Annotated in this window: 10 protein-coding genes; 4 read left to right on the top strand and 6 right to left on the bottom strand. The window is 61.0% G+C overall.

The window, feature by feature from the left end:
- Positions 1-14: 14 nt before the first annotated feature.
- Positions 15-1,271, bottom strand: a complete 1,257-nt coding sequence (gene icd, locus HH213_RS19570) for an NADP-dependent isocitrate dehydrogenase (protein ID WP_169113350.1) — start codon at positions 1,269-1,271, stop codon at positions 15-17.
- 123 nt (positions 1,272-1,394) lie between these two features.
- Here icd and HH213_RS19565 point away from each other — a divergent pair, with 123 nt between their 5' ends.
- Together HH213_RS19565 and HH213_RS19560 are read left to right on the top strand one after the other, a co-directional pair.
- Positions 1,395-1,955 carry a pseudouridine synthase gene (locus HH213_RS19565; RefSeq protein ID WP_169113349.1) on the top strand — a complete coding sequence of 187 codons (561 nt, stop codon included), beginning with the start codon at positions 1,395-1,397 and terminating at the stop codon, positions 1,953-1,955.
- Positions 1,956-2,057: 102 nt separating this feature from the next.
- Positions 2,058-3,221, top strand: a complete 1,164-nt coding sequence (locus HH213_RS19560; RefSeq protein ID WP_169113348.1) for an acyltransferase family protein — start codon at positions 2,058-2,060, stop codon at positions 3,219-3,221.
- A gap of 85 nt (positions 3,222-3,306) precedes the next feature.
- Here HH213_RS19560 and rpsT read toward each other — a convergent pair whose 3' ends face one another.
- Positions 3,307-3,573 carry a 30S ribosomal protein S20 gene (rpsT, locus tag HH213_RS19555; protein ID WP_110846758.1) on the bottom strand — a complete coding sequence of 89 codons (267 nt, stop codon included), beginning with the start codon at positions 3,571-3,573 and terminating at the stop codon, positions 3,307-3,309.
- 195 nt (positions 3,574-3,768) lie between these two features.
- On the opposite strand from rpsT, the gene murJ reads away from it, so the two are divergent.
- Positions 3,769-5,307 carry a murein biosynthesis integral membrane protein MurJ gene (gene murJ / locus HH213_RS19550; protein WP_169113347.1) on the top strand — a complete coding sequence of 513 codons (1,539 nt, stop codon included), beginning with the start codon at positions 3,769-3,771 and terminating at the stop codon, positions 5,305-5,307.
- Positions 5,308-5,325: 18 nt separating this feature from the next.
- Here murJ and HH213_RS19545 read toward each other — a convergent pair whose 3' ends face one another.
- The 4 genes from HH213_RS19545 to HH213_RS19530 all read right to left on the bottom strand — a co-directional run bounded on the left by HH213_RS19545 (position 5,326) and on the right by HH213_RS19530 (position 9,828).
- Positions 5,326-6,333 (bottom strand): TIGR03790 family protein, encoded by a 1,008-nt coding sequence (locus HH213_RS19545; protein ID WP_169113346.1) that lies wholly within the window; start codon positions 6,331-6,333, stop codon positions 5,326-5,328.
- Positions 6,334-6,481: 148 nt separating this feature from the next.
- Complete coding sequence (locus tag HH213_RS19540) at positions 6,482-7,108, bottom strand: FxDxF family PEP-CTERM protein (RefSeq protein WP_169113345.1); 627 nt, start codon at positions 7,106-7,108, stop codon at positions 6,482-6,484.
- A 153-nt stretch (positions 7,109-7,261) separates the two neighbouring features.
- Entirely contained in the window at positions 7,262-8,671 is a 1,410-nt protein-coding gene (locus HH213_RS19535) for a mannose-1-phosphate guanylyltransferase/mannose-6-phosphate isomerase (protein WP_169113344.1), read from the bottom strand.
- The gene (locus tag HH213_RS19530) at positions 8,668-9,828 is read right to left on the bottom strand and encodes a nucleotidyltransferase family protein (protein WP_169113343.1); all 1,161 of its coding nucleotides are present in this window, start codon (positions 9,826-9,828) and stop codon (positions 8,668-8,670) included. The genes HH213_RS19535 and HH213_RS19530 overlap by 4 nt, the downstream gene beginning before the upstream one ends.
- 414 nt (positions 9,829-10,242) lie before the next feature.
- Here HH213_RS19530 and HH213_RS19525 point away from each other — a divergent pair, with 414 nt between their 5' ends.
- Complete coding sequence (locus HH213_RS19525) at positions 10,243-11,883, top strand: GMC oxidoreductase (protein ID WP_169113342.1); 1,641 nt, start codon at positions 10,243-10,245, stop codon at positions 11,881-11,883.
- Positions 11,884-11,890 lie beyond the last annotated feature (7 nt).

Here is an 11,890-nt window from a genome sequence, read left to right as displayed (position 1 = left end):
CGAGGCCGCTTTTTTTATTCCATCTGCTCAATCACCACGTCGCCAAAGCCGGAACACGAGACCTGCACCGCGTTTTCCATCAGGCGCGCAAAGTCGTAGGTGACGTGCTTGGAGGTGATGGCCTTGCCCATGGCCTTGATGATCAGGTCGGCCGCTTCGGTCCAGCCCATGTGGCGCAGCATCATTTCCGCCGACAGGATCAGCGAGCCAGGATTCACGTAATCCTTGCCGGCGTATTTCGGCGAGGTGCCGTGGGTCGCTTCAAACATCGCCACCGAGTCCGACATATTCGCGCCCGGCGCGATGCCGATGCCGCCGACTTGCGCCGCCAGCGCGTCCGACATGTAGTCGCCGTTCAGGTTCAAGGTGGCGATCACGCTGTACTCGGCCGGACGCAGCAGGATCTGCTGCAGGAAGGCGTCGGCGATCGAATCCTTGATCAGGATGTCGCGGCCGGTCTTCGGATTCTTGACCTTGCACCATGGGCCGCCGTCGATCAACTCGGCGTCGAATTCTTTCTGCGCCAGCGCGTAGGCCCAGTCACGGAAGCCGCCTTCGGTGTACTTCATGATGTTGCCCTTGTGGACAATCGTCACCGATGGCTTGTCATGGTCGATGGCATATTGGATCGCCTTGCGCATCAGGCGCTCGGTGCCCTCCACCGATACCGGCTTGATGCCCAGGCCGGAAGTCTCAGGGAAGCGGATCTTGTTGACGCCCAGTTCCTTGACCAGGAAATCGATCAGACGCTTGGCGCCGTCCGAACCCTGCGCGAATTCGATGCCGGCGTAGATGTCTTCCGAGTTTTCGCGGAAGATCACCATATTGGTTTTTTCCGGCTCTTTCAGCGGCGACGGCACACCGGTAAAATAGCGCACCGGACGCAGGCACACGTACAGGTCCAGCTTCTGACGCAGCGTCACATTCAGCGAGCGGAAGCCGCCGCCCACCGGCGTGGTCAGCGGGCCCTTGATCGAGACCACATAATCCTTGACCGCCGCCAGGGTTTCCTCGGGCAGGGACACGTCCGGACCATAGACCTGGGTCGATTTTTCACCGGCGAAAATCTCCATCCACTTGATCTGACGACGCCCACCGTAGGACTTGGCCACTGCCGCATCGACCACTTTCAGCATCACCGGCGTGACGTCACGGCCGGTGCCATCGCCAACGATATAGGGAATGATCGGGTTATCTGGTACATTCAGGGAAAAATCCGCGTTGACGGTAATTTTCTGGCCGTCCGCCGGTACTTGGATATGTTGGGACATGCGTGGTTCTCCGAGGGGAAATACTAGTCTTCTATAAGATATAAGACGCCTGTTTTACATTATGCCCCAGTACGTAGTGAGGCGCCATGGTTTTCAAGCCTACACCAATTTCAGTTTTCGATAATGCCTCTGATTCTCTTTAACAAACCTTTTCAAGTGCTGTGCCAGTTTTCGGCGCAGGACGGCAAGGCCACGCTGGCCGACCATTTGACCATTCCCAACATCTACCCTGCCGGCCGGCTCGACTACGACAGCGAAGGTCTGATGCTGCTGACCGACGACGGCAAGCTGCAGCACGCGATTGCGCATCCGGATCACAAGGAGGGCAAGACTTATCTGGTGCAGGTGGAGGGCGTGGCCGATGCGGCGGCGCTGGCGAAGCTGCAGGCGCCGCTCAATCTGGGCGATTTTGTGACGCAGCCGTGCAAGGCGGTGCGCATTGCCGAACCTGAATGGCTGTGGCCGCGCAATCCGCCCATCCGCCAACGCGCCGATCAGCCGACCAGCTGGCTCGCGATTACGCTCCAGGAAGGCAAGAACCGCCAAGTGCGGCGCATGACGGCGGCGGTGGGATTGCCGACGCTGCGGTTGGTGCGCACCGCGATCGGCGGGATTTCGCTGGCCACGCACCCCTTGATGCCGGGCGAGTGGATAGAAGTGGCGCCACAAGCACTGAAATCCTGATTTTTTGCTGAAGGCGCGCCGCGGTGCAAAATAAACAATGCAATGGTGTTAATATTTAAGTAGTAGTAACTATTTTGCTGTTTTCACCAAACGGAGCGCGCAATGGAGAACAATTCAGCGTTAGCGGGTGAGCCGAATCACCTGCCATGGCTAGACGGCCTGCGCGGCATGGCGGCGCTGTGGGTGCTGCTGTCCCACCTGCTGATTCTTACCGGCGGCCAGTACATTCCGTTACTATCCTGGGGCGACCTCGCGGTCGATTTGTTCATGTTGCTGTCGGGCTTCCTGATGGCACATAACTACATCGCGCGCAAGAGCAAGGAGCCTTGGCAGTCATCGCGCACTGTGTATCAATTCTGGCTGCGACGCTTCTTCCGCATTGCACCACTCTATTACCCGGTGCTACTGGTGGCACTGATGGTCGGCCCTGAGATGGGCCATTTCCGCCATGCGATAGCGCAAGTCTGGCCGAACACTGGCACTGCCCCGACACGCTACAGCGACCAAGGCATCGACAACGCCCTGATGCATTTCAGCTTCCTGTTCAGCTTTGTGCCGCACTATGCGTTCCGCACTGCACTGCCAGACTGGTCGATCGGCCTGGAGATGCAGTTTTATCTGTTTTTCCCGCTGATCATGATAGCGTTCTCGCGACTATCTCCCGTGATAGCCACCGGACTGCTGGTGGGCTTGTGCCTCTTCATCCGCATGTTTTTCCGCGATTTCATCAACGCCTTCCCTATGCCGGCGTTCTTGTCGATCAAGCTGTATGTCTTCCTGATCGGCATCTGGATTGCCCATGCGCGCGCCGAGCGCAGCATGCTGCCGGGATTAATGGTTAGCATCGGGCTGGCGATGTTTTGGCTGCTGCTGGAACGCTCGCAGGTTGCCGTCACCCGCGTGCTGCTGGTGGTAGGCATGTTTTATTTGATGAACAATGGCACGCTACCGGGCAGCACGGCGGTAGCCGCCGTGACATTACGCCTGCGGCGGGCATTCTCCTGCAGACTGGCCATGTTCATGGGCGAGACTTCCTACAGCGTCTACTTGACGCACTTGCTGCTTGCGATCCCGCTGGCTGGCTTGTGCGCGAGCCATGCCGGCTTCGTCGAGCTGCATTTTGCCGCCCGTCTCGGCATCGTGGCCGTCATCGTCATCCCTGCCAGCTATGCGCTGGGCTGGGTGCTGTACAACCTGGTCGAGAAACCAGGCATCCAGCTCGGCCGGCAAGTAATGGCGCGACTGGGCACTCGACTGGCCGTGTAAGCCCTACTCAACTCCGGCACCAACGACAAAACCCGCACTGACCAGGTCAGTGCGGGTTTTTGCTTGCGTTCCCTGCGAAGGGGAATTAAGCGGACAGTGCTTTCAGGGCAGCTGCCAGACGGCTCTTATGGCGAGCTGCCTTGTTTTTGTGAATGATCTTCTTGTCAGCGATGCTGTCGATGGTCGAAACCGACGATTGGAAGATGGTCGTCGCAGCTGCTTTGTCGCCAGCTTGGATCGCTTTACGCACTGCTTTGATCGCGGTGCGCAGGGTCGAACGTTGCGACGAGTTGTGAGCGTTTTGCTTAACTGCTTGACGAGCGCGTTTGCGCGCTTGTGCGGTATTTGCCATGAAATTTCCTAAACAGGTAAATGATGCGTTTGCAAACGTTAATGTTTGGCAAACAGGTGCGTCCAAGGTTGCCATCAGAGCGAACCGTGTGAGTCAAACTACTGCTTGCCAAACATTAATGTCTGCGCAACAGAATTTTGTACAGCCTGTGATTATAGCGATGTTTACCAGCAGGAGCAACTATAATCACGTCCCATGAACTTACTCCGCACCCTCTCCGCCATTTCCAGCATGACAATGCTGTCCCGGATTACCGGCCTCTTGCGTGAAACCCTGATTGCCCGCGCCTTTGGCGCCGGCGGCATGACCGATGCCTACATCGTCGCCTTCCGGATTCCCAACCTGCTGCGCCGCCTGTTTGCCGAGGGCGCGTTCTCGCAAGCCTTCGTGCCCATTCTATCGGAATACAAGAACAAGCAGGGACAGGAGGCCAGCAAGAAGCTGGTCGACCATGTCGGCAACACCCTGGTCTGGGCCACGCTGTTGGTCACCATCCTCGGCATCATCGCCGCGCCGCTGTTTATCTACCTGATCGCCACCGGGCTGGAAGAGTTCGACGCCGCCGTCTGGATGACGCGCGTGATGTTCCCTTACATCAGTTTCATGGCGTTTGTGGCGCTGGCCGGCGGCGTGCTCAACACCTGGCGCGAATTCAAGATCCCGGCTTTTACGCCGGTATTGCTGAACCTGGCCTCAATCGTGGCCTCGCTGTTCCTGCAACAGCATCTGGAGCGGCCCATCTACGCCATGGCGATTGCCGTGTTTGTCGGCGGCGTGCTGCAGGTGGCGATCCAGATCCCGGCGCTGATGAAAATCGGCATGCTGCCGACGCTGTCCTGGAATCCGGTGGCTGGCCTCGGCGATCCGGGCGTGCGCCGCGTGCTGAAGAAAATGGGCCCGGCGGTGTTTGCCGTTTCGGCCGCGCAAATCAGCCTGATGATCAACACCAGCATCGCCTCGCGCCTGGTGGAGGGCAGCATTTCCTGGCTGTCGTACGCCGATCGCCTGATGGAGTTCCCGACCGCCCTGCTGGGCGTGGCGCTGGGCACGATTTTGCTGCCCAGCCTGTCAAAAGCGCAGGCCGATGGCGACCAGACCGAATACTCCGGCCTGCTGGACTGGGGCCTGCGCCTGACCTTCCTGCTGGCCTTGCCGGCGGCGGTGGGCATGGCAGTGCTGGCGGAACCGATGATCGCCACCCTGTTCCACTACGGTAAATTCACCGATGAAGCCGCCGCACAGTCGGCGCGTCCGCTGATCGCCTACTGCGCCGGCCTGCTGGGCATCATCCTGGTCAAAACGCTGGCGCCGGCCTTCTATGCCCAGCAGGACATCCGCACCCCGGTGCGCATCGCTATCGGCGTGCTGATCGCCACCCAGTTGATGAACTGGCTGTTTGTGCCCTATCTGCAAGTGGCCGGCCTGGCGCTGTCGATCGGCCTGGGCGCCTGCCTCAACGCTGCCTTCCTGTACGCTGGCCTGCGCAAGCGCGGCATCTATCATCCAGCGCCGGGTTGGACCGTGTTTTGCGCCAAACTGCTGGTCGCCTGCGCGCTGATGGCTGGCGCCGCATGGTGGGGCGCGCAGCAGATTGACTGGCTGGGCTTGCAGCACCACGCGGTGTTGCGCGCTGGCGCCCTGCTGCTGTTGATCGGCGTGTGCGCAGTGGTGTATTTTGCCGCGCTGCTGGCGATGGGTTTCCGCCTGCGCGACTTCAAGCGTATCGCCCGCTAAGCACAGACAAAGCCGCCATCAGCGGCGGTAAGGCGCCGCCAGCGGCTCGCCGATGAAGACGCCTTGTGCCGGCCAGGCCACGCTCTTCCAGTAGGCTTCGATGGCGGTGTCGCCCCGCAGGTAGTGCTTGAGCAGCACGGTCGACTGCGGGAATTTCTGCCAGTAGTTGCACGGCTCGGACACCGCGCCATAGCTGGCGGTGGCGCCGGCCTCCAGCCAGCGCAAGCTGCTCATCTGGAAATTGCCGAGCAAATCGCCGCCGGCCGAGGTCAGATGGTCGGCCAGCGCGCCCGGCAGGAACTTCAGGGTTTCCAGCTTGCTGACGCGCTGCAGGCCGGTCTGGTAAATCATGATGTCCTGCGCCCCTTCCAGCACGTCGGCGTTCATGTTTTTGATGGTCAGCTCACGCGTGGTGACGCGGCCATTGGGCGGAAAGTAGAGCGCCCGCGTGCTGCGCGCCCGGTCCGACGTATTCAGGTAGTACGCGGTGGCGGCGGGAAAAGAGAAGTAGTGCGCGGCCACGCCACGGGCGATCAGCGCCTTGGCCTGCTCCAGCGACTCGGTCGGCAGGAGCATGCTAATCAGCATGCGCGGATCGCCACTGGCCGGCGGATTGTCGTTATCGAAGAAGGGACTCTGCTTGCCCGGGTTGCACCCCATGCCGCATTGGTCGGCATCGTAGCCCAGCGTCAGCGCCGACGTGATCGAGTGGCACTCGACGGCGTAGGGCGCGGTCCACACCATCAGTACCGCGCGGATCTCCGGCCCCAGCTGCCCGAGGATCTGCTTGCGCAGCGGCGCAAACTCCTCCGCACTCAGGCGGCGCGGATGGCGCGGAATGCGCACATGGACAACGTTCTTTTCCGGCACCTGGCGCGCCTCGCGATACCACGCGCCGATGGCCACACTGTTGGGCTCCTCGTCATTGACCACCACGGCAAGCTGGTTGGCAGTCAGGGGAGCCGCCCCGGCGGCGACATGCGCCAGGCAGGTCAGGCAAAACAGGACAATGACAGAATATCGCACGGCGCAGCCTCAAAGCAGGTCGGAAATTGGTTGATGCGAACCATTATAAGCGGCTTTTACCTCATCTTTGCACTGCGGCAACATGAAAAAAGCCGTTCAGTTTGCACTGAACGGCTTTTTTATCCAAGCGCCCGCACGGGGCTATGGCTTAAGCAGCTTTCTTGGCTTTGCGACGACCGACGAAACCGACCAGACCCAGGCCAGCCAGCAGCATGGCGGTGGTTTCAGCTTCCGGCACAGCCGAGGTCACGCTCACGCCGCCACCGTAGTAGCCGCCAGCGCTGCCCAGCACTTGGCCGGTGATTTTCAGGGTGTAGTTGCCGGCGCTCAGGGTCGCGCCATCTGGCAACGCCCAGAAATCGTTCTTGTTGGTGCCATTCGATACAACCTGATTCTCGCCTTTTACAACCAGTACGTTAGCGCTGTTGTAGATGTCGAATGCACCGATGTACACGTCCTGGGTGGAGGTGAAGCCGGCCGACACAGTGCCCGAAGTTTCTGCAGGACCACCAACGGTGAAGGTGTACAGATCGGTGAACAGCTTGTTCTGCGTGGTCGCGCCGCTCACGCCGTTAATGTACTGACCCCAGGTATTACCGAAATCGGCGTTAAAACCGCCATTGCCGTCAGCCTTAACAGTCAGCGCTTCCGTGTGCGTAGCCAGGCTACCGGTCGAACCTGGAATCGGCTTGCTGGTGGCAGCCAGTACCGACTGGGAGAAGCCGGCGCCAGCCAGCAGGGAAGCAACTAACAATACTTTGGTGAATTTTTTCATGTGTAATCCGTAGGGAGTGAGCAAACATTGAGACGAGAAATAATCTACTAGAATTAATAGTAGCATAAAATCCTCTTTGATTATCAGAAAAATATTTGACTTTGTTTTTCTGCAACAAAAGAATTCAGTTTAGCAACATTTGCTCAAACAACATCACGCGCGCTGGTAAACGTCCTCAAACCGCACGATATCGTCTTCTCCGAGGTAACTCCCCGATTGCACCTCGATCAGGTGCAGCGGCAATTTACCCGGATTTTCCAGGCGGTGATTCATGCCGATCGGAATATAGGTCGACTGGTTTTCCGACAGCAGCGTGACCGTCTCGCCGCAGGTGACGCGGGCGGTGCCGCTGACCACCACCCAGTGCTCGGCGCGGTGATGGTGCATCTGCAACGACAGCTTGCCGCCCGGATTGACCGTGATGCGCTTGACCTGGAAGCGCTCGCCGTGATCGATGCCCTCGTACGAGCCCCACGGACGGTACACGCGCGTGTGGTACAGGTGCTCGGTACGCTCGGAGGTCTTCAGGTGGTCGACGATCTGCTTGACGCGCTGCACCTGGTCCTTGTGGGCCACCAGCACCGCGTCGGCAGTCTCTACCACCACCAGATCCTGCACGCCGATCAGCGCCACGATGCGGCTGTCGGCGCGCACCAGGCTATTGCTGACGCCATCCAGGTAGACATCGCCGCGCTGGCTGTTGCCAGCCTCGTCGCGCGGCGAGACTTCCCACAGCGCCGACCACGAGCCGACGTCGCTCCAGCCGATGTCGGCCGGAATCACCACTGCGTGGCGGGTGTGCTCCATCACGGCATAGTCGATCGAATCGGACGGGCAGGCGCTGAACGCAGCCTCGTCGAGGCGGCAGAAGTCCATGTCGCGGTAGGCCAGGCTGACTGCACGCTCGGCAGCGGCGGCCATTTCCGGCTGGAAGCTTGCCAGTTCGCTCAGATAGCGGCCGGCCTGGAACAGGAACATGCCGCTGTTCCAGTAATAAGATCCCTCCGCCAGGAACGCCTCGGCGGTGGCGCGGTCCGGTTTTTCGACAAAGCGGTCGACCCGGTAGCCGGCGCCGTTGGCCTCGCCACGGCGGATATAGCCGTAGCCGGTTTCCGGGCCGGTCGGCACCACGCCGAAGGTGGCCAGCGCGCCCTCGCGCACCAGCTCGACCGCGCTCTGCACCGCGCGCTGGAAGGCGGCGGCGTCGGTGATCACGTGATCGGCCGGCAGCACCAGCATCACGGCCTCGGGATCGATTGCCTGCAGATACAGGGCGGCGGCGGCCACGGCCGGCGCCGTGTTGCGGCCGACCGACTCCAGCAGGATGCCCAGCGGCGCGACCTTGCTTTCACGCATCTGCTCGGCCACCAGGAAGCGGTGCTCATTGCCGCAGACGATCAGCGGCGGCGCCATGTCAGGCCAGCCGGCCACGCGCGCCACCGTTTCTTGCAACATGGTCTGGTCCGACACCAGCGGCAGCAACTGCTTGGGCAATGCCGCGCGCGACAACGGCCACAGACGGGTGCCGGCGCCCCCGGACAAGATCACGGGATAAATTTTCATACCACTTCCTCTTTTTTGCTCGCCTCACTGACGCTTTCAGTGCGGCGCTTGTTACGACGATCGCGCGCGTTGGTCCATTCGTCACGCGCATACTCAGAGATGTGCTTCATCTCGCCTGCGCGGTTGACACTGTACTCTTTGAAGACAATCATTTCCTCAAAGTTTACATTGTGTAACACACGTGTATATTCAAACAGTACGCTGCGCACGATGCGCGCACCGGCGCAAACGTGGCTGCCATGGCCGATCCAGGTCGGGCCGATAATCGTCGAGCCGGCCTCGATCTTGCAGCCCGAGCCGATGTAAACCGGGCCTTCGATGGTGGTGCCTTCCCAGTCGATGCGGGTGTTCAAGCCGACCCACAGGCCGTCGCTGTGTTGCAGGCCCGGCATGTCCATATGGGCCACTTCGCCCATCATCACGCTTTGCGAGACTTCCCAGTAATCGGTAACGCTGCCGATGTCGATCCAGCTGAAGCTGCGCTTCTGGGCGTAGAACGGCAGGCCTTTTTCCGCCAGCAGCGGGAACAGTTGCGAACCGATGTCGAACACGGTATCGGCCGGGATCAGGTCCAGCACTTCCGGCTCGAAGATATAGATGCCGGTGCTGACGAAATTCGACAGCGCCTCTGCGCGGCTCGGTTTTTCCTGGAACTGCTTGATGCGTCCGTCCGGCTCGCTGACGACGACGCCATAGCTGGACACTTTGTCCCACGGCACCTCGCGGCACACCACGCTGGCCAGCGCGCCCTTGCGGCGGTGCTCGAACAGCGCCGACTTGATGTCCAGATTGATGACGGCGTCGCCGCACAGCACGATCGTGGTGTCATCGAAGAAGCCGCCGAACTCCTGGATTTTTTTCATGCCGCCGGCCGAACCCAGCGCCTGCGCCACCACCTCGCCATCGTCGCGGGTATAGCCTTCAAAGGAATAACCGATCTGCACCCCGTATTGGTCACCCTCGCCGAAATAGTCCTCGATCTTTTCGTGCAGATAGCTGACGTTGACCATGATTTCATTGATGCCGTACTTGGCCAGGTGCTCAATGATGTAGGCCATCACCGGCTTGCCCAGGATCGGTATCATTGGCTTCGGCAAATCATAGGTCAGCGGGCGTACCCGGGTGCCCTTCCCTGCGGCTAAAATCATCGCCTTCATCATCATTCCTTCTTTGTTAGTTAAACGCAATCGACGTGCTGCTGCGCAGCATCCACACCTTCATGCATTGCAAAAGTAACATAATTCCCGTGCAACTATAGCAGTAAAGCCAACGAAAACAGATGACATTATGTCAATTTAACACATGCCCTTTAGCCAACCTCTACGATAAATGAAAATCGTGACGCCTGTGCCACGGATTCCGCGTCCGGTAACAGCCGTTGCTTTCACGTCACAAGCTCCCACCCGGCACAGTTGCACCAATCACAGTGAAAGCGCATGCTATTGCAATGCAACAAATACCACCCACACCGTTGCCTAGCCCGGCCCGCTTCGCTCTGTTATCCTTATGCCAATGCGCCCATGGCGCCCACACTTCAAGAGAGAGTCCATGACATCAGTAAAGGCGGCGGCATGATCTTTTCAGCCACCGAGATCGCGTCCCATCAAGCGTTGGACGCAGACATCTGCATCGTCGGCGCCGGCGCCGCCGGCATTACCCTGGCATGTGAACTGGACGGCAGCGGCCTGCGCGTGCTGTTGCTGGAGTCGGGCGGCTATGCGCCCGATGCGGCGCTGGACGACGACTACGCCGGCCAGGCCAACGCCCCGCACCCGCCCACCACCCAGTTCCGCCGCGCCACCTTCGGCGGCACCACCGGCATCTGGGGCGGCCGCTGCGTGCCCTACGATCCAATCGATTTCGAAGCCCGCGACTACATCGCCAACAGCGGCTGGCCGCTGGCGTACGAGGCCGTGGCACGCTATTACCCGCGGGCGATGGCCTACTGCGACGCCGGCGTCGCCGACTTCAGCAGCAGCACCGCGCTGCCGGGCGCGCGCCCCACCATCGGCTCGCTGCAAGCCAACGATGTGCTGCTCAGCGACCGCATCGAACGCTACAGCCTGCCGACCGATTTCGGCAAGCGCTACCGCAAAAAACTGCAGGATTCGGCCAACGTCACGGTGGTGCTGAATGCGCGCTGCGTCGATCTGCTCAAGGAAGACGGCGACGATCGCGTGAGCGCGCTCACGCTGGCCGACAGCGGTGGCCGCCGCCTGCCGGTGACGGCGCGCCAGTTCGTGCTGGCCACCGGCGGCATCGAAGTGCCGCGCCTGCTGCTGCACGCGGCGCGCGACGGCAAGCAGCTGGGCAATGCCAACGACCTGGTCGGCCGCTACTATGCCTGCCACTTTGAAAACGTGCTGGGCAAGGTGACCGCCAGCGAACCGATTCCGTTCAAGTTCGAGAAAACCGTGGACGGCGTCTACAGCCGCCGCAAGCTGCAGTTCAGCGCCGACGCGCAACGCCGCCACCGCCTGCTGAACAGCGCCTTCCGCTTCCACTTCCCCGAGTATTCGGACGCCAGCCACGGCAGCGCCGTGATGTCCACCATCTTCCTCGCCAAGTCGATCCTGATCCCGGAATACCGGGCGATTCTGCAGCACAACAGCCAAGGCGCGTCCAGCTCGCCGGCGCTGCTGCACTGGAAAAATGTCGCCACCGGCCTGCCGCAGTTGGCGCAGTTCGGCGCCGAATGGCTGTTCCAGCGCAAGCTGGCGCAGCGCAAGCTGCCTTACACGCTGGTGGCCAATGCCGACGGCAGCTACCCGCTCGAATTCAATTGCGAGCAGACGCCGCTGGCGTCCAGTCGCATCACGCTGGGCGACGCGGTGGACCGCCACGGCATGCGCCGCGTCAGCGTCGACTGGCGCATCAGCGACGACGACATCGACGCCACCGAACGCGGCTTCCTGCTGCTGCGCGACACGCTGCGACACAAGTCCGGCGCGCGCCTGCAACTCGACACCGACACCCTGCGCGAACGCATCGCCGCCTCGGTGCCGCTGGGCGGCCACCATATCGGCACCACGCGCATGGCGCACAGCCCGCGCGATGGCGTGGTCGATGTCAACTGCGCGGTGTTTGGCGTGCCCAATCTGTTTATCGCCAGTTCGGCGGTGCTGCCGACCAGCAGCCACGCCAACCCGACGCTGACCATCGTCGCGCTGGCGCTGCGGCTGGCCGAGCACCTGAAGGCGGCGCGCGCCTGAGACGCCG

The organism is Duganella dendranthematis, from assembly GCF_012849375.1.
GTDB lineage: Bacteria > Pseudomonadota > Gammaproteobacteria > Burkholderiales > Burkholderiaceae_D > Rugamonas > Rugamonas dendranthematis.
Note: the sequence above shows the minus strand (reverse complement) of the source record. Positions and strands in the feature narration are given on the sequence as shown.

What these genes read in the sequence shown, in the direction of transcription:
- icd (WP_169113350.1), bottom strand. Translation starts at nt 1,271, where the DNA reads ATGTCCCAACATATCCAAGTACCGGCGGACGGCCAGAAAATTACCGTC.
- HH213_RS19565 (WP_169113349.1), top strand. Translation starts at nt 1,395, where the DNA reads ATGCCTCTGATTCTCTTTAACAAACCTTTTCAAGTGCTGTGCCAGTTT.
- HH213_RS19560 (WP_169113348.1), top strand. Translation starts at nt 2,058, where the DNA reads ATGGAGAACAATTCAGCGTTAGCGGGTGAGCCGAATCACCTGCCATGG.
- rpsT (WP_110846758.1), bottom strand. Translation starts at nt 3,573, where the DNA reads ATGGCAAATACCGCACAAGCGCGCAAACGCGCTCGTCAAGCAGTTAAG.
- murJ (WP_169113347.1), top strand. Translation starts at nt 3,769, where the DNA reads ATGAACTTACTCCGCACCCTCTCCGCCATTTCCAGCATGACAATGCTG.
- HH213_RS19540 (WP_169113345.1), bottom strand. Translation starts at nt 7,108, where the DNA reads ATGAAAAAATTCACCAAAGTATTGTTAGTTGCTTCCCTGCTGGCTGGC.
- HH213_RS19535 (WP_169113344.1), bottom strand. Translation starts at nt 8,671, where the DNA reads ATGAAAATTTATCCCGTGATCTTGTCCGGGGGCGCCGGCACCCGTCTG.
- HH213_RS19530 (WP_169113343.1), bottom strand. Translation starts at nt 9,828, where the DNA reads ATGAAGGCGATGATTTTAGCCGCAGGGAAGGGCACCCGGGTACGCCCG.
- HH213_RS19525 (WP_169113342.1), top strand. Translation starts at nt 10,243, where the DNA reads ATGATCTTTTCAGCCACCGAGATCGCGTCCCATCAAGCGTTGGACGCA.